We start from the raw sequence: 21,358 nt of genomic DNA, 5'->3' as shown, positions 1-21,358 counted from the left end.
CCGTTAGCTTTTTTTCGCTAACGGCTCCACGATTCCTTTTTGTATCAGTAGATGGAAAATGGATAAAATGACAGCCATCCAAATGGCCGTTCCAAACCCATCAATGTTAAAACTATCTCCCATAAAGCTCGATGTCATCATCAGTGTGATGGCATTAATGACAAATAAGAACAATCCTAGTGAAAGTACGGTTACTGGCAGTGTTAAAATGATCAAAAACGGCTTCACTAAAATATTGAGCAAGGACAAAATGATACTTGCCACAACGGCTGCGCCAAACCCTTCAATATACACACTTCCGAGTCCTGGCAAAATACCCGAATCAAAATATCCAGCAATGACGATTAAAAGTAATGCATTTACTAAAATACTGACGATCCATCTAAACATTTAGTTGGTGCCTTCTTCCGGAACAACAAAATACCAGATGAAGTAAATCAGGAAGATCGGCATAAATGCTGTCAAAAACCCGATAATCACCGTTAAAATGCGAAGCAGGGATGCATCCACACTTAAGTATTCGGCAAGTCCACCAACAACTCCCGCTATTTTTTTATCTGTTGCTGAACGATAAAGCTTCTTCATGTAGAATCACTCCTTGTCTGATTGGTGCTTTACTTGTATTGAACCCGTTTTTGTTTCTGCAAAAATAGATATACTGTGCACTGCCTGTTGATTGGCTTTGATCATTTTCTCTTTTTGTAACGTTTCATTTTTCTCTTTAACCATATCTGCATCAAGCAAATCGTGAGAAATAGACCCGAGATTGCTTTTTAGCTCAGCGGTCACTGCACATGCACGCGGGATCTGAACGTCTACACTGCCTGTTGTCGTTTTCGCATAGATTGAACGGCACTTCTCATCCGACAGCTGAACAGCAATGTTCCCATTAAAGCTCTGGGCATCAATTGATTCACTTTTCCCGCGCAGGTCTATGAGCCCATTGATGGTTTCTACTTCAATCATACCACACTCGTGATCAGCCAGTTTTATTTGTCCGTTTGCTGTTTCAATTCCGACTTTGTCTGCCTGTAACGACGCAAAAGAGACAACGCCATTTGTGGTCTTCGCAGCAAGTTCTTTTGTCATTAGCTTTTCCCCGCGAATCGGTCCATTAAACAGCTTCACCTTGATCTTATCGTATTGGATACGCGGTACATATAAAGTGACATTGACTTTCATCGTTTTCTTTTCCGTTCGAATAAAAAATTTATCACCTTCAAGCCCGCAATCCAATTGATTGAGAAATTGCTGTCTTGCCTGCTCTCCGTCCTCTGCCCGATAAATTTTCGCATGACACTCTGCTCGAATATCCCCATCATCCCAAGGCATCACATTGAGACTGCCGTTGGCCAATTGAATATCTAAATGAGAGAGTGAGGCGTCATTGAACTGAAAAATATGCTCAACATCGACTGACTGTCCAAAGTTCAAATCAAGATCCACATCTTTTACCTTTTTCACCGCAGAATCTAACCAGCCAAACAGCTTTGCACCAAGATTCTCGGTGGTGTTTTCTTTGCTTTCTGCTCCAGCCTTTTCTTCATGAAAGGTATGATCAGCTGTCGACTTTTCTAATGAGACAGACTGGCTTTCCTCTAGCTTTTCTAAAAGCGTAATTGCTTCTTTTGCTGATAATGTCCCGTCTTCTACTAATTTTAAAATTCGTTCTTTCTCATTCATACAAAGCCCTCCTAAGATTTGATAGATTGAAGTACTTTAATGCCTTGAATGATATTCCAAATGACTGAGATCAAAAAGCCAATGGCCACTAAAAAGGACAGGATGAACACCGTCATGACTGGAATGACCGAGTCGCTCGCCTGCGTCGCTAATAAAAATGGGATGGACCCAAAAACCAATATAACGGACGCTGCAACTGGCAGCAGATGTGACCATAATGCCCGCATTGCATGCCGTTTTGTTTCCTTTTGGTCTACTACAAAATACGCCACAATCGGTACAATAAACGGCATAAAAAATACACTAAAATAACAAATAGATGCAATGATCGACTGATCTCTATTCATATATTCGCTCCTTCATGACGAAAATTCCTTTCTAACTCATACGTTTATTGCGTATAAAAAGTTTCAAAATCATCCGATTTACATATGACCTTAGACACAAATTATTTCTTTTTCCACCTAAGTGTAGATTCTTCACGCATTACCCTTTAAAATATGTTGAAAAGATGGTGATTATCATTATAGGGGGTAATTATTTTGACAGATCATCATAATTCAAACCAGACGGCCCAAACGCTTTTAGACCTGATACAGAAACAGAAAAGCATGAACAGCGATATGATCAAAGAGCTTGAGTCGATTCATCCGTCTCATCCGAAATATGGTGATATCCGTTATTTAAAAGTACTACTGGACAGCAGCAGCACCCATATTTTAAAGGATTTAACGCAACTCAGTCATTTAATGCCAAAGGAAGATGTGCAATAAAAGGAAAACCCCTCGATCAAGAGGGGTTTCAGCGTGTAGGCAAACCCTCGCATTCTTTGTCAGGACTGTGCTCCGGTGCTCGCCCTTCCTAGACTTCAAAGGTTTTCTATCACGCTGAGCTGAAAAGAAGACAAAGGGCTAAAATAAACATCATTTTAGCCCTTTGTCAATATTCTGAACCCCTCTTAAAAGAGGGTTTTTTTATGATGAAGTCACACTTTCCGTTTCTTTGACCAACTGCTTCATTCGTTCACGGTCACGTTCTAAAATAGGCTTCAAGTATTGGCCTGTGTAAGAAGCTTCTTCTTTGGCAATTTGCTCAGGTGTTCCAGAGGCAATAATCGTTCCGCCGCCTGCACCACCCTCTGGTCCGAGATCAACAAGATAATCAGCAGCCTTGATGATATCAAGGTTATGTTCAATCACCAATACCGTATCCCCGTTTTCAACCAAACGCTGAAGCACTTTTAATAAACGGGCAATGTCATCGACATGCAGACCAGTTGTCGGCTCGTCTAAAATATAAAGAGACCTTCCGTTTGAACGGCGGTGAAGCTCAGATGCCAATTTCACACGCTGCGCCTCTCCCCCAGACAACGTCGTCGCAGGCTGTCCAAGTGTAATGTATCCTAGCCCAACATCATAAATCGTTTGAAGCTTACGCTTAATTTTCGGGATGTTCTCGAAAAATTGCAGTGCGTCCTCCACAGTCATTTCAAGAACATCAGCAATGTTTTTTCCTTTATACGTAACCTCTAGTGTCTCGCGGTTATAACGTTTCCCGTGACATATTTCACAAGGTACATACACATCAGGCAAAAAGTGCATTTCAATTTTAATAATCCCATCTCCACGACACGCCTCACAGCGTCCGCCTTTGACGTTAAAGCTGAATCTGCCTTTTTTATAGCCTCGTACCTTTGCTTCATTGGTTTGTGCAAAGACATCACGCACGTCATCAAATACACCTGTATATGTGGCAGGGTTTGATCTTGGTGTACGGCCAATTGGAGATTGATCAATATCAATGACCTTATCTAAATGATCCATTCCTTTGATTTCTTTGTGCTGCCCTGGCTTCGTCTTCGCCCTATGCAGTTTTTGCGCAAGTGATTTCAATAGAATTTCATTCACAAGCGTACTTTTCCCTGAGCCAGACACACCGGTCACAGCTGTAAAGACGCCTAGAGGAAACTTCGCATTGACGTTTTTCAGATTGTTTTCTTTTGCACCTTTTATTTCAATGTAGCGACCGTCAGGCTTTCTTCTCTCAATCGGAAGAGGGATAAATTTCTCTCCAGATAAATATTGGCCTGTCAAAGATGCCGAGTCCTTCATGACTTCTTCTGGCGTTCCAGCCGAAATCACTTCTCCCCCATGAACCCCTGCTCCCGGTCCAATATCAATCAAATAATCAGCGGCAAGCATTGTATCTTCATCATGCTCCACGACAATCAGTGTGTTTCCGATGTCACGCATGTTTTTCAATGTTCCGATCAAACGGTCATTATCGCGCTGATGCAGACCAATGGATGGTTCATCTAATATATAAAGCACACCTGTCAGTCTTGATCCAATTTGAGTCGCAAGACGAATCCGCTGCGCCTCACCACCTGATAGTGTACCAGCCGATCGGCTTAATGTCAGATAATCTAATCCCACATTATTCAAGAAGGACAAGCGCTCTTTGATTTCACGTAAAATGAGCTGGGCAATCTGCATATCTTTCTCAGATAACTCGATTTTTTCATAGAGATCTAGTGCATCAGAGACAGACAAATCGGTAATTTCTCCGATGTGCTGGCCATTGATGAGAACGGCAAGCGTCTCTTTTTTCAAACGATATCCTTTACATGTCGGACAAGGCTGATTGGCCATATATTTTTCCATTTGCTCACGAATATAATCAGAGCTTGTCTCCTTATAACGTCTTTCAATGTTACGCAGGACACCTTCGAACTCAATTTCATTTTCACGCACCTGACCAAAATCATTTTCATATTTAAAATAAATCAGTTCAGAGCCGCTGCCATATAAAATTTTATCGAATAAATGCGACGGTATATCTTTGACTGGAATGTCCATGTCGATGCCATAGTGTGTACATACAGCCTCAAGAAGCTGCGGATAATATTGTGAACTCTGCGGCTCCCATGGTGCAATGGCATGCTGTCGTAAAGTCAAATCCTTATTAGGGATGACAAGCTCAGGGTCGACTTCTAGTTTAGAACCAAGTCCATCACAGCTCGGGCAGGCGCCGAAAGGACTGTTAAACGAGAACATTCTCGGCTCAAGTTCACCAATCGAAAACCCGCAGTGCGGACAAGCATGATGCTCACTAAATAATAGCTCCTCTTGTCCAATCACATCAATCATGACCCGGCCTTCACCTAGACGGAGAGCTGTTTCAAGTGAATCAGACAGCCTTGCCGCCACACCTTCCTTCACCACAATCCGGTCAATGACGACTTCAATGGAATGCTTTTTATTCTTTTCGAGCTCAATATCTTCTGAAAGGTCCTCCATCTCTCCATCGACCCTCACGCGAACATAGCCCTGCTTCCGAATTTGTTCAAGAACTTTGACATGTGTTCCTTTGCGGCCAGATACGACCGGAGCAAGCACTTGCAGTTTCGTTCTTTCTGGATATTCTAAAATACGATCTGTCATTTGCTCAATCGTTTGTGACGTAATTTCAATTCCGTGTATAGGACAAATAGGTTTTCCGACTCTAGCATACAATAGACGTAAGTAATCATAGATTTCAGTGACCGTTCCAACCGTTGATCTAGGGTTTCGGCTTGTTGTTTTCTGGTCAATACTAATCGCCGGAGAAAGACCTTCAATGGCATCCACATCCGGTTTATCCATTTGACCGAGAAACTGGCGCGCATATGCTGACAGAGATTCAACGTACCTACGCTGACCTTCTGCATAAATGGTATCAAAGGCAAGCGACGATTTGCCCGAACCAGATAAACCCGTAATGACCACTAGCTGGTCACGCGGGATATTGACATCAATATTTTTAAGGTTGTGGGCTCTAGCACCTTTCACCTCTATTCGTTCCATAGCCATCAGGCAATCATCCTTCCGCTTTTAGCTCTAGCAATAGATCTCTTAATTCTGCTGCTTTTTCAAAATCAAGCGCTTTTGCTGCATCTTTCATTTCCATCTCGACTTTTTCAATCACTTTTTCTCGTTCTTTTTTGCTCATTTTCGACAGCTTTGGTGCTGCATTTGTTTCATATTCTTCCGATTCCTCATGTATCTTCGTTGCCTTAATGGCATCTCGAATTTTCTTATGAATCGTTTGCGGGGTAATCCCAAATTTCTCGTTATATGCCTCTTGCTGTTCTCGTCTCCGCTTCGTTTCTTGAATCGCAATGTCCATTGATTTCGTCATTTTGTCTGCATACATAATGACCCTGCCCTCTGAATTTCTTGCTGCACGGCCAATCGTCTGAATGAGGGATCTTTCAGAGCGTAAAAAGCCTTCCTTATCCGCATCTAAAATCGCCACGAGCGACACCTCTGGAATATCCAGCCCTTCACGAAGCAGGTTAATTCCAACAAGTACATCATATTTACCGAGACGTAAATCACGAATAATCTCAATCCGCTCAAGGGTCTTAATTTCTGAATGCAGATAATTGACCTTAATCCCGATTTCTTTTAAGTAATCAGTCAGATCCTCAGACATTTTCTTCGTCAAAGTGGTCACAAGCACACGCTCATTTTTCTCAACTCTTGCATGAATTTCTCCAATTAAGTCATCAATTTGACCTTCAATTGGACGAACCTCAATGATCGGATCAAGCAAACCTGTTGGACGAATAATTTGTTCCACGACCTCTGGCGTTTTCTCAAGCTCGTACGGCCCTGGCGTTGCGGATACATGCACAATATGATTGATATGCTTTTCAAACTCATCAAAGGTGAGCGGTCTATTATCAAGTGCTGATGGCAGGCGGAATCCGTGATCAACGAGCACTTGCTTTCTCGCTTGGTCCCCATTGTACATGGCGCGGATTTGCGGGATGGTCACGTGTGACTCATCGACAACAATCATAAAATCATCCGGGAAATAATCCAGCAGTGTGTAAGGTGTTGAACCAGGAGGACGCAAGGTCAGATGCCTTGAATAGTTCTCGATTCCTGAACAAAAGCCCATTTCTCTCATCATCTCAAGGTCATATCTTGTCCGTTGCTCAAGACGCTGTGCTTCAAGCAATTTTCCGTTTTCACGAAGCTTTTCCAGCTGTTCCTCAAGCTCTTGTTCAATATTGATAATCGCTTTTTCCATCTTTTCTTCTCTTGTGACGAAGTGAGATGCTGGAAAAATAGCAACATGCTCACGATCACCGAGAATTTCCCCAGTCAGTGCATCCACTTCACGAATACGTTCAATTTCATCACCGAAAAACTCCACCCTGATACAATGCTCATCTCGTGAAGCAGGAAAAATTTCAACGACGTCGCCTCGTACTCGAAAGGTTCCGCGCTGAAAATCTATATCATTACGAGAATACTGAATATCCACCAGCTTACGAAGAAGCTGATTGCGCTCAATCTCCATTTCAGTGCGCAAAGACAGCACAAGCTCTCGATATTCCTCAGGCGAACCTAAGCCATAAATACAGGACACACTAGCAATGATAATGACATCTCTCCGCTCAAATAACGACGATGTGGCGGAGTGTCTCAGCTTATCAATCTCATCGTTGATGCTGGCGTCCTTTTCAATAAATGTATCAGTTTGAGGCACATATGCCTCAGGCTGGTAATAATCATAGTAACTCACAAAATATTCAACAGCATTATTCGGAAAGAATTCCTTAAACTCGCTGTATAACTGACCGGCAAGTGTCTTGTTATGCGCAATGACAAGTGTCGGTTTGTTCACTTCTTTAATCAGGTTGGATACAGTAAAGGTCTTTCCCGTACCTGTAGCACCTAACAGCGTTTGATGCTGTTTCCCCTGATGGATCCCCTCCACGAGCTTTTCAATCGCCTTTGGCTGATCTCCTTGGGGCTGATAGTTAGAAACTAATTCAAAGCGGTCACTCACATCAAAGCCTCCGTTTCGTTACGAAATCTATCTAATGAATATATTATCATAAAAGAACACAAAAATACGAACTAAAGTTCGTGTCTCACTTGATTTTTATTTCCAATACAGTCATACCCTCTCTCCCGTGGCAAATAACCCTCTTATGAAAACCTTCCTTTCAGTATGGAACATTTTAGAGCGAGATATTCGATGAGCAGAAAAGATCACAAAAAGAAAGCTGCACTTACTTGAAATCGTAAGTACAGCTCATGATAAAAAATGTCAGCTTTCAGCCATCATGCTCTTGATGACGAGGACATCAATGATGTTTTTCAGCTTTTTCTCTTTTTTCGACTTCTTTCTTAGCCATAAACAACGCCCCAGCTACTAAAGAAATAATATCTAATCCTACGATAAAGTAGGTTTCTGTATAGCCTTTCATATACGAGGCAAATAAAAGCGCTGCTGTTAATGCAATGCCCACGTAATGATTGTAAGTCACCTTTGAAAATAAAATTACGAGCAGGAAAGGAAAAACAAGTGCAAATATGGCTTTTGTAATCACAAAAACCCTCCCTCTTCATGGTCTACTCCCTTGATTATAGTAAAGATTGGCATATTGAACAATTCACAGTTTTGAATTTCATCTATTTTTCTTTTTGTTCGGAGACTTTTGTTATAGACATAGAAGGAAATAGTGAGATTGTCCCCTTTGTAAAGATAGGTCTTTACGTCTTTGACAGTAACATCCAATAAATCCTATGATTAAAATGATAGTGCGCACTATCATTTTGAAAAATAGAGAGACAGACAAACCATTGGCTATTTGGATAAGGGGGCATTCCCATGTATTCAGTTTTATTTCATGCGGCTGAAGAGTCCGCAGCACTCGCAGGGGCAAAAGGCGTGAATTTAATCAAATTAAACAATCACGGTCTGCCAGTACCAGATGGATTTATTATCAAAACCAACAGCTTTGCAAGCTTTCTTTCATATCACAATCTGCAGCCTGCAGAACAAAACCTTGCACAAAAAATCAAAGAAGCATCGTTTCCTTCACAAATGGAAGCAGAGCTACTTTCGTCCTTTCAATCATTGCGGAAGACGTATCCCTCAGTTGCAGTTCGATCCTCTTCTGTTGCTGAAGATCTCGAAGGCGCCTCATTTGCAGGACAGTACGAGACCTATTTAAATATCAAAACAAATGAAGAATTTTTACTTGCTGTCAAAGAATGCTGGTCTTCTTATTTTGCAGCGAGAGTCACACAATATAAAGAAGAGATGGATGAAAACAAGGAAGAGATTCCGCTCATGGCTGTGGTCGTTCAAGGATTAATCCAGTCTGACGTTTCCGGTGTCATTTTTAGTGAGAATCCAGTATCGGGAAAAACAAACGAAATGATGCTGACAGCAAGCTATGGTTTAGGTGAAGCCATCGTCTCCGGACTTGTGACACCAGACACGTTTATTGTAGACAAAGAAACGTTTTCTATTGAAAAATCATTAGGGACGAAAGAACTACAAATTGTTCCTTACCAAGAGGGTGTCATTGAACAGCCGGTATCTGAGGAAAAGGCTGGCCAGTTCTGCCTGCATCATGATCAATTGAAAGAAATCACGCAAATCACCAAACAAGTAGAGGCCCTTTACGGACATGGGGTAGATATTGAATTCGGCATATCAAAAGGTACTTTTTATTTGCTTCAAGCAAGACCGATTACCGCTTCTCTACCAAAAACAGCAAATGAAGCAGCCGGTGCTTCTTTTCAAATACAGCCAGAAGAGCTGCAGGATTTCTGGATTTCAATGGACGATCATATGCCAGGCCCAACGAGCCCTCTTTTCTCAAGCCTAATCATTCCTGCTTTAAAAAGCGGGATGAAAAAAAATGGAGAAAAATATCAAGTACCTGACCTCAATATTAAAGATATCAAACTTTATAGAGGTCATCTGTACTCTGCACCGTCTAAACCTGAAGCAGGAACAGGGACTGAACAAGCTTTTGATGAGAGCATATTTGAGTTATTTCCCCATTTAAGTGAACGTATGTATGAAATTCTAGAGCAAAACTTCTTTCCATTTTACGAAAAACTCGATCGTCAAATAGAAGAGCCTATCACCATTGAAGAAGCGATCATTGGGTTCGAAGAATTAAAGGCTTTTTATATACAAGCGTACGAGGATCATTTTGATATCGTCATACCACAAGTTATACTCTCTGCTATGATCGAAGACATGCTTGTAACCTATACTGGTGATCAAAAACAAGTCGTCCTGTTACATGAGATGATGATAGGTGTGATGAACAAATCTCTTGAAACAGACCAGAAGCTATCTGATCTAGCAAATGATGTCCTTCAAGATGCAGAACTTCTTCATGCATTTACGAATCATGAAGCGAATCCAGAACTGTTATATGCACTTAATCACACAGAGAAAGGAAAACAATTCATTTCAAAAGTGGAGGAATTTCTCCAAATCTACGGCTGGCGGTCTGTAAAAAGTCATGACCTTACAGAAGAAACATGGGTAGAGAACCCTGAATTTGTCTTAGACATCATCAGAAACCATATTCACCACCCATCTGATTTTAATGAAGAATTTGCTCAAGCAGTGAGCAAAAGACGTGAGACTTATGAGCAATTTATGAGTCAAGTGAAGGATGAGGCGTTTAAAGCAAAATTTGAGGCCCTTTATCACTTTGCCCTTCAGGCAGCCAATATTCGTGATGATCATCACTTTTACATTGATGCGATGCTAGATGCAAAAGCTAGACTATACCTATTAAAAATTGGTGAACTTCTTGCACAAAAAGGAGCCATTCCTCACCAAGAAGATCTTTGGTATCTCTACGATGAAGAAGTACACAAAGCACTCTCAACCTCTATCTCATTTGATTCGGTCATCAAGCAAAGGAAAATTGAAATGAAAGAAAATGAAGCCATTCAACCACCAGCTTATACTGGCTCTCCAACTGAGGCTGAATTGGAGCAAGTGGAAAGAACGCTCGGTTCATTAAGAGAAAATGACAACAATACAGACGATGTGATCCATGGAATTGGAGCGTCAAGCGGCATTGTTTCCGGAAGAGTAAAAGTCATTACATGCGCAGATGAGTTTTCACAATTTCAAAAGGATGACATTTTAGTTTGCAAAACAACCACACCTTTATGGACGAGCTTATTTAGAGACGCAAAAGCAGTGATCACCGATTCTGGCGGCATTTTGTCACATTCCGCTATTATCGCTAGAGAATATATGATACCTGCAGTCCTAGGAACCCGAATAGCAACTGAAAAACTCCAATCAGGTGACCTTGTGACAGTAGATGGTGCCAATGGACGTATTCAATTATTAAAGCAGCATTCAAGGGCATAACCTTATCGTTTGGATCATATTGGCGGTCATAGATTTTATCGGTATACTTACTTTGTTGCAAACACATTCATAACCTGAGGTGAGTATGCTTGTTAAAATCGACAAATCAACGAATCATTCGCGCAACAATGGATCTATTATCTGAAAAGGGCTATCAAAAAACGACAACCAAAGAAATAGCGACAAAAGCGAATGTGAGTGAAGCGACCATTTTCCGCAACTTTAAAAACAAACGCGGCGTGATTGCTGCCATTATGAAAATGAAATCAACACCAACAAAAACCTTAGAAGCAGAATTTAAAGGAGATTTATACACCGATTTAAAGTTTCTCGGCAACTATTTCCTTGAAGATTTGACTTCTAATAAAGAATTTATTTACATCAGCATGCGAGAACCAGCTATGTTTAAGGATTTGACAAGTCATGAAAAAATTTATCCTCAAGAACTGAGGGAAATGCTGATACAATATTTCAAAACGATGAGTAAACAGCATCATGTATTAAAAGGAAATGAAGCCATCTACGCAGATATTTTCATTAGTACGTATTTCGGATTTTTTATTCAACAGCTAGAGCAGGACTTCCAACTCGTTTTAACACAGAAAGAAGATTTTATTGAGACATGCACACACATTTTCATGAGAGGAATTTCTCCCACTTAAAGGGTGAAATTCTTCTTTTTTACAAAAGGTGGTATAGACATTGAGATTAAAAAAAGAGAGCTTGATCATCTATTCTTTGTTACTTGGAGCAATATTAGTTCCAGTCAATTCAACCATGATCGCAGTCGCTCTATCATCCATATCAACTTATTATGAACAATCCCTTTCAAACATTACTTGGGTTGTCACGATTTATCTTATTGTTATGGCGGTCGCTCAGCCTATCGCTGGTAAGCTAGGAGATATATACGGCCACCGCAACATGTATTTAGTCGGTGTGATGCTCTTTTTGATTGGCTCGATTGGATGTGCTTTAGCACCTAATCTTGCTTTTCTCATCACCTTTCGATCCATTCAAGCAGCCGGCGGAGCTATTTTAACACCGAACAGCATTGCGTTGATTCGTGCAACGGTATCACCTGAAAAACTGTCTAAAACAATGGGATACTTTGGTTTTGGAGCAGGTATTGGTGCTGCACTTGGGCCTTTTATTGGCTCGATTCTCATTCAGAGCTTTGATTGGCATTCTATTTTCTTAGTAAATATCCCATTTTTATTCCTTACACTTGTCACAGGCGTTTTACTCATTCCAAAAATAAAGCATACACGCTTACAAGCAAGTGTAGACATCATGGGTTCATTGTACTTAACCATCGGGATTGCCACACTCATTCTGTGCACAAAAAGCCATGTATTAAATGAATACTTAGTCTATGGGATTCTAGCATTGATCGTGATTCCTTTATTCTTCAAACATGTACGGAAGGTAAAGAATCCGATCATTGATTTGTCACTATTTAATAACAGTGCTTTTACAAACGCCAACCTTTCTATCATGCTAAGCAATTTTGTCATGTACGCCATCCTTCTCATTATGCCGCTGTTTATGGAACAACAACTTTCACTTTCTCATACACAAAGCGGTATTATTCTATCGGTTTTTTCACTTTGTATGTCTATTAGTGGCTTGCTCGGGGCAAAGCTTCATCCGATAAAAGGCGCAAAAAAGATGATTCGATTTTCATTTCTTTGTCTTACTTTATCAGGCATCATGCTTATCACACTAAGCAGTTACCCAAGTTTGCCACTTCTCATTATCACATTAATCGCAGGTGGAATTTCATCAGGAATTGGCATGACCAGTATGCAGATGGCTTCTTTAACATCTGTTGATCAAAGTCTGTCTGGTTCAGCATCGGGTATCTTCTCTACCTTTCGATATTTTGGCAGTATCATATCATCTACATTGATTGGGATTATGAGTGGTTTTCAAGCTCTATTTATTGTATTAATGGGCGCGGGTATCCTTGGCTTCCTTTTATCTCAACGCGTAAAAACAACATCCACCTCTCCATCATCAGGACATTCTACCTAATGACTCCCTTCGCTCTATGTTTTTTTAGGGCGGGGAGTTTTGATATTTGTATCACTGTAATCTATAAAGATCACGATAATCAAACCATGAAAATCACCTTTTATAGATAGAAAAATGTCATATGATTAGACGAAAATGGGATTTCAGCTAAAAATTGTCCCACTTCCCCACCTAAAAGCTTTTTTCATATCTTTCAGCAATGATAACTTCGATTTTTTTTCACAATTTTTGTGGTATGCTTTTGAAAATAAAGGACGCAAAGGAGCGAAAGGATGGAACGTGTGAAATATTATTTGCTCTGCTTATCAGCTCTACTGATCTTGCTATCAGGATGCGGAAAGGAACAGCAATTTACGCCACCTGGCAGCGCACAATCGGTCGCTGTGGTTTCTCAATTAAAAAAGGCCTCCTTTTCAATTGTTGATTTATCAAAGAATAAAATTGTCTCTTCCGTTGATTTAAAACATCCACTTACTGATCTCATTCAAATCAACAAAGACGTCATCATTGCCACAAGTAAAGAAGGGCAATCCCTTATAGAAATCAATTTAAAAAAAGGAACAGCAACAGATTATATGGACGTGAATAAAGGGCTGACTTCACTTACATATGATGCAGCTTCTCACACTTTACTTGTAGCGGATTCAAAGAAGAATGTCGTTTATTTGATTGATACACAGAGGAAAAAAATAAAAGCATCTGTGAAAACTGGAAAATCACCCTCTTCTATGGCGCTTTCTTCTGCAGGAACTTTGTTTGTTTTAAATGCAGAAAGTCATACAGTTTCAGTCATAGATATTAAAAAAGAAAAAAATATACGTACGATTTCTGTACTAGAACGTCCTTCTGGCATTCATTTTGATGGACATTCCATTTGGATTGGCGGACATGGTAAACCAGGAACCTTAAATAAAAGTATTTTTGCTTACGACCCTAAAACAGGTAAAAAGCAGCGAGAAATCAAACTAGGCGTCATGCCAGTTGCTTTTTTCTCAGAGAAAGATTCCTCTACTTTATATGTTCTATGTCATGGAGACCATACGCTATACAAAGTAAATACAGAGACGAATAAGCAGCTTGCTTCTGTTGAAACTGGTCAAAATCCGAATTATATCACCGCTGATACCGCATCAATATATGTGAGTAACTTAGATGACAATTCAGTTTCAGTCATTGATAAACATACATTCATGATGAAAAAACGACTGAATGTCCCATCAGGGCCCTATGCTATCGTTTTGGAGGAAAAGAAATGAAGAAAGAACAGATGCATATTTTAATAGTAGATGATGAATTAGATATGCTTGAGTTAATCGGCTCCTTTTTGCAAAAACAAGGCTTTCACATCATCACTGCAAGTAATGGAATGGATGCCTTACATCAGCTTGAAAGGGAACCCGTGGACCTTGTTGTATTGGATATCATGATGCCTGATATGGATGGATTCGAAGTCTGCCAGCGTATCAGGCAAACATCCCAAATTCCCATTTTATTTTTAACAGCTAGAAGCTATGAAGAGGATCGAATTAAAGGGCTTGAAATTGGAGCAGATGACTACATCATGAAGCCCTTCAGTCTGCGTGAGCTTGCTGCAAGAATTGAAACGACCTTAAGACGAATTAGGGGTCTTTCGCTAAAGCGCAGCCGAATGCAGATCGGCGACTTGGAAATAGATCAAGATGGCAGACAAGTCTACCTCCATCAAGAGCCCATTAATTTAACAAGAAGAGAATTTGATTTGCTCATGTTTCTTCTGCTTAATCAAGGCCAAGTATTTTCCCGTGAACAACTTTATCAAAAATTGTGGGAATCACACTCGACCAGTGGTTCTTTAAGAACAGTCGATACACATATTAAAACGCTACGACTGAAATTAAAGGAAGCGGAACGGCATATCAAAACCGTTTGGGGTGTCGGCTATAAGTTTGAGGAGGACGAATGAAGCCATTATCCATTAAAAAGAAAGTACTTTTCTTAATTCTTGCAGTGACCGGAATTGTTGCAGCCTCAGCTCTCGCACTAACCTATTACTTATACCAGCACTTGTATATTGATAAACAAATCGACTCCTTAAGTTTACAAGGAAAAAAGCTGGCAGAAATATACCACAAACACGGTAAAGACACGTATTTTACCAATAGAATTGAATGGGCAAATGACTCGAGTGAGGCGAACGTTATTTTCACAGATGACCCAATGGAGCTTTCAAGCGGTATCCCTTTTGATACGAACACAAACGATAACCTCATCACGTTCAAGGAACGCCAAAAGCTTCTTCAAGGAGAAACCGTCGTGTTAATTAGAGAACACCCACAGTTTCACCAAGATATTCTCGGTATCGCCATCCCTGTTTTCTCAAACAAAGCTGACCTATCAGGGACCATTTTTCTCTCGATGCCCTTATCCGATGTTTATGAGCCTTTTGTCCAAATCAGATTGACACTTGGCGTATCTATTTTATTTATCCTTCTGCTGATTTTCTTTATCGGATATAAGAGTTCCAATCAAGTGGTGCGAACGATTAATAAAATGAAAGAAATTGCAATGGAAATGGAATCTGGTGATTTTTCAAAACGCATGGCTGTGACTAAAAAAGGGGATGAGTTAAATCAGCTTAGCCGTTCCTTTAATAAACTGTCTTCTACCCTTGAAAAGGCGGAACAGCACCGCAGAGAATTTCTTGCGAATGTCTCTCATGAACTTAGAACTCCTTTAAGTTATATGAAAGGATATGCAGAAGGAATTGAAGAGGGCGTCATTGATCAAAAAAAAGGAATGCAAATCATCCAAGATGAAGCCACACGTTTAAGCAGGCTTGTTCACGATCTTTTAGACCTTGCGCACTTAGAGGGGGATTCTTATCCACTGACAAGGGAACCAATCGTTCTTGCACAGCTTATTCATGATGTTCTTGATCAAATGGCATTCATCACTAATCAAAAAGGCATTTCTCTTAAACGGACACTTGAAGAGGATTGTATTGTTTATGGTGATAGCGATCGCCTACAACAAGTGGTTCGTAATTTACTAGACAATGCCATTCACTACACCCCATCTGGGAAGTCCATTTCAGTTGAATTACATGTTCAGCAAGACACTGCTGAATTGAGAGTGACAGACGAAGGCAATGGCATTCCAAAAGAAGATCTCCCGCATGTTTCTGAGCGGTTTTATCGAGTCAATAAGGCACGCACGAGAAAGGATGGCGGCTCTGGGCTTGGACTAGCTATTGTCTATCAAATTATCAAAAAACATCATGGCACATTCACTATTCAATCTGAGCAGGGACTCGGTACAACAGCCATCATTCAACTTCCCAATGCTTCATTCAATGAGAGCTTACCTACTCAATAACAACTCACATATCTACTCTCATTGGAACCTCTTCTTTATCTGATAGATTCAGTATCCATAGCATTTCTCTACAACTTGAACAGCTCTTTTCCACAAGAGCTGTTTTTATTCCCTAAAAAATAAAAAAATGGTCTTTTTTTATTAACATTTTATTCATATTTGCTTGTTACACTTTTTTCAAGTTAAGAAAAAGGAGTGACGTGCTTTTGATCAGACGTTTTCAGAAATTTGATATTTATTTATTTTTCATATTGATCTTATCTGCCATCTTAAACATTTATAACATTTGGAAAGATGATACGGTGAATGCGTATTATACTGCGGCTGTCACAAGTATGATGCAAAGCTGGCATAATTTCTTCTTTGCTTCATTTGATCCAGCAGGGTATGTCACGGTGGATAAACCACCGCTCACCTTCTGGCTACAAACGATCAGTGCCAAAATTTTTGGTCTCCATGGATGGAGCGTGATCATGCCTCAAGCTTTAGCTGGCATTGGATCTGTTTATCTGATCTACCGTCTTGTCAAACCAACATTTGGTCAAGCAGCGGCAAGATTAGCAGCACTTATCATGGCGTGTACACCGATTGCGGTTGCTGTATCTCGCACAAATAATATTGACAGCTTACTTGTCTTTATACTTTTACTAGCAACAGGAATGATGTTCAAGGCTGTAAAACAGCAAAAGGTGCTTTGGGCGATCGCTTCATTTGCGATGATTGGCGTCGGCTTTAATACAAAAATGCTACAAGCCTATATGATCGTGCCAGCACTCATTCTCTTTTACATCATTGCTTACCGAACGACATGGAAGAAAAAATTACTCTCGTTGATGGTTTCAATGATTGTCCTTTTAGGTGTATCTGCTTCATGGTCCATAGCGGTTGATCTCATTTCCAAAGACAATCGTCCTTATATGGGATCAAGTCAATCAAATTCTGCATTAGAACTAGCCTTTGGTTACAACGGTCTCCAGCGGCTGACTGGTCAGCAGTCTGGCGGTGGTGGCGGAATGGGCGGCGGCTCAGAAGGTCAACCCCCTTCTCAGCAGGGAGATCAGCAAAATAATGATGATTCATCCGCCATGCCTCAGCCGCCATCTAATGGGAATCAAAGCAGCTCAGACAGCTCAAATCAATCTTCCGGTCAGGAACAACCATCTATGCAAGGACCGCCGAGTAATGCAAATGGCACGACACCACCTGACATGCCTTCTGGAGGAGAGGGAGGAAACGGCGATGGTCCACCTAGTGGCGGAGGAGGCAAGATGGGAAGTGGCTCCGGCATGTTTGGTACAGGAACCAAGGGTCCATTACGTCTGTTCCAATCTGAATTATCCGATCAAATCAGCTGGTTGCTTCCATTTGCTATCTTTGGCACGATTGGGATCTTCTTATCGACAGTATTTGAAAGAAGACGTCTCAATACAAAACAAAAAGAAACGCTATTTTGGTTAGCTTGGCTTATACCAGTTGCAGCATTTTTCAGTATAGCAGGATTTTTCCATCATTATTATTTGATCATGCTGGCACCGCCAATTGCCGTATTAGCAGGGGCAGGCTGGGTCGCCATGACTCAATTGTTCCAAACAGAAACTGGCTTTAAAAAATGGCTGCTTCCGATTGCCATTTTGGCGACAACAGCATTTGAAATCTTTATCTTATCTACCTTTACAAGCACGATTGGTTTTGGCTTAAGCATTGCGGTCGGTCTCATTGGTGTTGGCTCTGTCCTTGCCCTTTTCTTCACAAAAGGAAAGGCAAAGCTAAAACAACTGATTTCTCTCATAGCCATTCTTGGTATGTTGATCACACCGCTCTATTGGGCAAGCACACCGCTTCTCTACGGAGGAAATAGCATGCTCCCAGAAGCTGGTCCTCAGCTTGCGACTTCAAGCGGCAGCATGAGTTCACAGGTAAATGAAAAGCTGATCAGCTACCTTGAGAAAAACAATACAGGTGAAGAATTCCTGTTTGGTACAACAGATGCAACTACTGCCGCTCCTTATATTATCAAGACAGGAAATGCGGTGATGGCGCTAGGTGGTTTTAGTGGCTCCGATGACATTTTAACGCTTAGTGAATTTAAACAGCTCGTCAAAGACGGGAAAATCAAATACTTCTATCTCTCCGGCATGAGAGGCGGAAGCTCAGATATTCTAACTTGGATTCAGAAAAATGGTAAGGAAGTAGCCGCTTCTAAATGGCAGAATACTTCTTCAACCGAAACGAAGACAACAGAGAGCTCGAACAGCCAGTCATCTAAACAATCTAATTCGACCAACGGACAAAGGGGCGGAATGGAAAGCGGTACCCTTTACGAACTATCTGTCGACTAAATCTATTAAGGAGGGAATGGCTGATGGACAAAAGTATACAATATTCTATTGTGGTTCCAGTCTATAATGAAGAACTTGTGATCCATGAATCCTATCAGCGACTGAAAACTGTCATGGATTCGACGGGAGAAGCATACGAGCTTCTCTTCGTCAATGACGGTAGTATGGATCGAACAGCTGAACTAATTAAAGGGTACTGTCAAAACGACCCTAATGTGAGACTCATTGATTTTTCTCGTAACTTTGGACACCAAATCGCAATTACTGCTGGGATGGATTATGCAAAGGGAGAAGCTGTCATCGTGATAGATGCAGACCTACAAGATCCGCCTGAATTGATATTAGAGATGATCGCAAAGTGGAAGGAAGGCTATGAAGTCGTCTACGCCGTCCGCACCAAACGAAAAGGCGAAACCTTTTTCAAAAAGCAAACTGCATCCCTTTTCTATCGCGTTTTACGTCAAATTACCGAAGTCGATATCCCCATCGACACCGGTGACTTCAGGTTAATGGATCGTAGAGTGTGCCATGAGATGAGAAAAATAAGAGAGAAAAACCCATTTGTTCGCGGCTTAGTCAGTTGGGTAGGCTTCAAACAAATTGCCGTAGAGTATGTTCGAGATGAACGTCTAGCAGGGGAAACAAAGTACCCGCTCAAAAAGATGCTCAAGCTCTCGATGGACGGAATCACTTCCTTTTCCTATAAACCTTTGAAGCTAGCGAGCGTAGCAGGCATTACCCTTTCTGCTATCGGATTCATTTCAATGTTTCTTGTACTATACTTAAAGCTATTTACAAACAGCACCATTACAGGATGGAGTTCATTAATTGTCATACAGCTATTCTTTAGCGGCATTATCCTCTTTATGCTAGGAATGATCGGGGAATACATCGGCCGAATTTACGATGAGGCAAAAGATCGTCCGCTTTACATTGTAAGAGAGAGTTACGGGCTTCAGTCAAAGCCACAGCCTGTTCAATCCCCTGTTCATTTCAAGCAATACAAACAGCATTAAAAAAAGCGTGTGAGACCTCTTTAAAAGGTCCAGCACGCTTTTTTGTATTAAGCGGCTGTTTCAAACCGCTTTCGGTTGATGAAGAAAGAAAGTGTAATGATGAGATAAATGCCCATTGTGACCATCGTTTGTACAAGTGGCGTTGTTGACACAACCCCGATAAAAATGGCAATGATCGCCATCACAGAAAACCATGTTGTGAAAGGATACAGTTTGACGCGATATCCCCCTGGCTCTGCTACGCTGCGAGATTTCAAATGGCCGACAGCTATAATAAACCAGATGAATAAGACCGTATAACTTAAAGAGCCCATCAAATAATTAAAGGTTTGGCTCCCCACAAAAAGAGAAATCAATACAGCTGCATACAAAGTGGATGTACACACAAGGATTGCTCTGACAGGCACCTGTTGTTTGGATAGCTTGGAGAAGCCTTTCCATATACGTCCATCCATCGCCTGCGTATACAGGACCCTTGATGACGCATACAGTCCAGAGTTCATAGAAGACAAGATCGCTAGTAAAATGATACCGTTCATGATGTCACTTGCATACGGGACGCCAATTGTTGCAAACACTGTGACGAATGGACTGACTTGCTCATTGTTTACTTGATTCCAAGGGATTAAGCTGACAATGATAAAGAACGGCAGTACATAGAAACCAATGATTCGTACAAACGTACTTTGAATCGCCTTTGGGATGACTTTTTCAGGGTTTTTGGTTTCCGCTAAGGTGACCCCGATCATCTCTGTTCCGCCATATGAATACACCACAACCAGCATAGCCGCAATTAAGCCGCCCGTTCCATTAGGGAAAAACCCTCCGTGGCCGGTTAAGTTGGATAATCCCGGTGCCGCATGCTGCCCAAACGAGACAAACAGCATTGTAAGCCCAATGATAATAAATAATATAATGACAGCGATTTTAATAGAAGCTAGCCAGTACTCTGTTTCAGCAAACATTTTGACTGAACAAACATTGATCAATGTCACAACAAGTGAAATGATTAACACAAGCGTCCAAATCGGCACTTGCGGGAACCAGTACTGAATAAAGATCGCAGACACAATCGCTTCTGCAGCAATATTCAGCACCCACATTTTCCAATAGATCCAGTCTAAGAAATAGGCTGGATATTTTCCTAACACAGGTTCAATTAAATCACGGAATGTTCTTGCGCCAGGTCTTGAAACGGTCATTTCGGCAAGTCCTTGCATAATAAATAATAAGATAAGACCACCAATCATATATGCCAAAATGACAGCAGGGCCTGCAATATCAATGGCAGAACTGCTTCCTTTAAACAGACCAGCACCGATTGCACCGCCAAGCGCAAGCATCATAATATGCCTTGACGTCATTGTTCGTTTTAAATGCACATGTTCCTTTTCCATTTTCTATAGCTCCTTTAAATTTGAATCTTCAGACAAATATAGGATAAAAGCATATAAAAAGGCCAGCCATCTCCTTGAAGAGACGACTGACCTTGCAACCGCGTTACCACTCTTATTGATCCAGCTACAGCTGAATCCAACTTGAAACCCGATAACGGAGGTCACACGTAAAGACTTACGATTCATTCAGTCTTACCGCTCTTTGAGCGAGTTCAATGATTCGTTTTACTGCGTTGCACCAACCCGCAGCTCTCTTAAAAAACGGATGTTCATCTACTATTCTCAAGTCAAAGCGTTTATAGTCAATTTGTATATTCATCAAAGATTT

The 21,358-nt window shown here is 41.0% G+C and carries 17 protein-coding genes and 1 other annotated feature; of the genes, 9 read left to right on the top strand and 8 right to left on the bottom strand.

The genetic code is table 11. The features are described from left to right. Positions 1-3 precede the first annotated feature (3 nt). From IEE86_RS06095 to IEE86_RS06080, 4 genes are read right to left on the bottom strand one after another with little or no spacing between them, the layout of a single operon-like run. The gene (locus IEE86_RS06095; RefSeq protein WP_191096402.1) at positions 4-390 is read right to left on the bottom strand and encodes a phage holin family protein; all 387 of its coding nucleotides are present in this window, start codon (positions 388-390) and stop codon (positions 4-6) included. Continuing rightward, the gene (locus IEE86_RS06090) at positions 391-585 is read right to left on the bottom strand and encodes a PspC domain-containing protein (protein ID WP_060698416.1); all 195 of its coding nucleotides are present in this window, start codon (positions 583-585) and stop codon (positions 391-393) included. Positions 586-591: 6 nt separating this feature from the next. Next, positions 592-1,683 (bottom strand): DUF4097 family beta strand repeat-containing protein, encoded by a 1,092-nt coding sequence (locus IEE86_RS06085; protein WP_191096401.1) that lies wholly within the window; start codon positions 1,681-1,683, stop codon positions 592-594. An 11-nt stretch (positions 1,684-1,694) separates the two neighbouring features. Further along, positions 1,695-2,030, bottom strand: coding sequence for a magnetosome magnetite crystal formation protein family (locus IEE86_RS06080; RefSeq protein WP_191096400.1), 336 nt, complete (start codon positions 2,028-2,030; stop codon positions 1,695-1,697). 195 nt (positions 2,031-2,225) lie between these two features. Here IEE86_RS06080 and IEE86_RS06075 point away from each other — a divergent pair, with 195 nt between their 5' ends. Further along, complete coding sequence (locus IEE86_RS06075; RefSeq protein WP_191096399.1) at positions 2,226-2,456, top strand: hypothetical protein; 231 nt, start codon at positions 2,226-2,228, stop codon at positions 2,454-2,456. A gap of 201 nt (positions 2,457-2,657) precedes the next feature. On the opposite strand, the gene uvrA is transcribed toward IEE86_RS06075, so the two are convergent. The 3 genes from uvrA to IEE86_RS06060 form a co-directional block, all read right to left on the bottom strand. Next, positions 2,658-5,534: an excinuclease ABC subunit UvrA gene (uvrA, locus tag IEE86_RS06070; protein WP_191096398.1), complete on the bottom strand. Its 2,877-nt coding sequence runs from the start codon at positions 5,532-5,534 to the stop codon at positions 2,658-2,660. Positions 5,535-5,541: 7 nt separating this feature from the next. Next, positions 5,542-7,527: an excinuclease ABC subunit UvrB gene (gene uvrB / locus IEE86_RS06065; protein ID WP_191096397.1), complete on the bottom strand. Its 1,986-nt coding sequence runs from the start codon at positions 7,525-7,527 to the stop codon at positions 5,542-5,544. Positions 7,528-7,828: 301 nt separating this feature from the next. After that, complete coding sequence (locus tag IEE86_RS06060; RefSeq protein WP_008348197.1) at positions 7,829-8,074, bottom strand: CsbA family protein; 246 nt, start codon at positions 8,072-8,074, stop codon at positions 7,829-7,831. A 281-nt stretch (positions 8,075-8,355) separates the two neighbouring features. Between IEE86_RS06060 and IEE86_RS06055 the strand changes: the two genes are divergently transcribed. The 8 genes from IEE86_RS06055 (at position 8,356) to IEE86_RS06020 (ending at position 19,633) form a co-directional block, all read left to right on the top strand. Further along, the gene (locus tag IEE86_RS06055; RefSeq protein WP_191096396.1) at positions 8,356-10,887 is read left to right on the top strand and encodes a PEP/pyruvate-binding domain-containing protein; all 2,532 of its coding nucleotides are present in this window, start codon (positions 8,356-8,358) and stop codon (positions 10,885-10,887) included. An 89-nt stretch (positions 10,888-10,976) separates the two neighbouring features. Then, positions 10,977-11,549: a TetR/AcrR family transcriptional regulator gene (locus IEE86_RS06050; RefSeq protein WP_191096395.1), complete on the top strand. Its 573-nt coding sequence runs from the start codon at positions 10,977-10,979 to the stop codon at positions 11,547-11,549. Positions 11,550-11,589: 40 nt separating this feature from the next. Next, on the top strand, positions 11,590-12,924 hold the full coding sequence (locus IEE86_RS06045; RefSeq protein WP_191096394.1) for an MFS transporter: 1,335 nt from the start codon (positions 11,590-11,592) through the stop codon (positions 12,922-12,924). Between the two features lie 272 nt (positions 12,925-13,196). Beyond that, positions 13,197-14,180, top strand: a complete 984-nt coding sequence (locus tag IEE86_RS06040; protein ID WP_191096393.1) for a YncE family protein — start codon at positions 13,197-13,199, stop codon at positions 14,178-14,180. Next, on the top strand, positions 14,177-14,866 hold the full coding sequence (locus tag IEE86_RS06035; RefSeq protein ID WP_191096392.1) for a response regulator transcription factor: 690 nt from the start codon (positions 14,177-14,179) through the stop codon (positions 14,864-14,866). Before IEE86_RS06040 ends, IEE86_RS06035 begins: the two co-directional genes overlap by 4 nt. Continuing rightward, positions 14,863-16,278 (top strand): HAMP domain-containing sensor histidine kinase, encoded by a 1,416-nt coding sequence (locus IEE86_RS06030; protein WP_191096391.1) that lies wholly within the window; start codon positions 14,863-14,865, stop codon positions 16,276-16,278. Before IEE86_RS06035 ends, IEE86_RS06030 begins: the two co-directional genes overlap by 4 nt. Before the next feature lie 206 nt (positions 16,279-16,484). After that, positions 16,485-18,617, top strand: a complete 2,133-nt coding sequence (locus IEE86_RS06025) for an ArnT family glycosyltransferase (protein ID WP_191096390.1) — start codon at positions 16,485-16,487, stop codon at positions 18,615-18,617. Between the two features lie 23 nt (positions 18,618-18,640). Continuing rightward, positions 18,641-19,633, top strand: a complete 993-nt coding sequence (locus tag IEE86_RS06020) for a glycosyltransferase family 2 protein (RefSeq protein WP_191096389.1) — start codon at positions 18,641-18,643, stop codon at positions 19,631-19,633. 47 nt (positions 19,634-19,680) lie between these two features. Here the strand turns inward: IEE86_RS06020 and IEE86_RS06015 are convergent, their stop codons facing one another. Then, the gene (locus IEE86_RS06015; protein WP_191096388.1) at positions 19,681-21,030 is read right to left on the bottom strand and encodes an amino acid permease; all 1,350 of its coding nucleotides are present in this window, start codon (positions 21,028-21,030) and stop codon (positions 19,681-19,683) included. 75 nt (positions 21,031-21,105) lie between these two features. Continuing rightward, positions 21,106-21,330, bottom strand: a binding site (T-box leader). Positions 21,331-21,358: the final 28 nt, after the last annotated feature.

Source organism: Bacillus crepusculi, from assembly GCF_014764715.1.
In the GTDB taxonomy this organism is placed as follows: Bacteria; Bacillota; Bacilli; order Bacillales; family Bacillaceae; genus Bacillus.
Note: the sequence above shows the minus strand (reverse complement) of the source record. Positions and strands in the feature narration are given on the sequence as shown.

Coding starts and splice junctions, on each gene's coding strand:
- IEE86_RS06095 (WP_191096402.1), bottom strand. CDS start 390: ATGTTTAGATGGATCGTCAGTATTTTAGTAAATGCATTACTTTTAATC.
- IEE86_RS06090 (WP_060698416.1), bottom strand. CDS start 585: ATGAAGAAGCTTTATCGTTCAGCAACAGATAAAAAAATAGCGGGAGTT.
- IEE86_RS06085 (WP_191096401.1), bottom strand. CDS start 1,683: ATGAATGAGAAAGAACGAATTTTAAAATTAGTAGAAGACGGGACATTA.
- IEE86_RS06080 (WP_191096400.1), bottom strand. CDS start 2,030: ATGAATAGAGATCAGTCGATCATTGCATCTATTTGTTATTTTAGTGTA.
- uvrA (WP_191096398.1), bottom strand. CDS start 5,534: ATGGCTATGGAACGAATAGAGGTGAAAGGTGCTAGAGCCCACAACCTT.
- IEE86_RS06055 (WP_191096396.1), top strand. CDS start 8,356: ATGTATTCAGTTTTATTTCATGCGGCTGAAGAGTCCGCAGCACTCGCA.
- IEE86_RS06040 (WP_191096393.1), top strand. CDS start 13,197: ATGGAACGTGTGAAATATTATTTGCTCTGCTTATCAGCTCTACTGATC.
- IEE86_RS06035 (WP_191096392.1), top strand. CDS start 14,177: ATGAAGAAAGAACAGATGCATATTTTAATAGTAGATGATGAATTAGAT.
- IEE86_RS06030 (WP_191096391.1), top strand. CDS start 14,863: ATGAAGCCATTATCCATTAAAAAGAAAGTACTTTTCTTAATTCTTGCA.
- IEE86_RS06020 (WP_191096389.1), top strand. CDS start 18,641: ATGGACAAAAGTATACAATATTCTATTGTGGTTCCAGTCTATAATGAA.
- IEE86_RS06015 (WP_191096388.1), bottom strand. CDS start 21,030: ATGGAAAAGGAACATGTGCATTTAAAACGAACAATGACGTCAAGGCAT.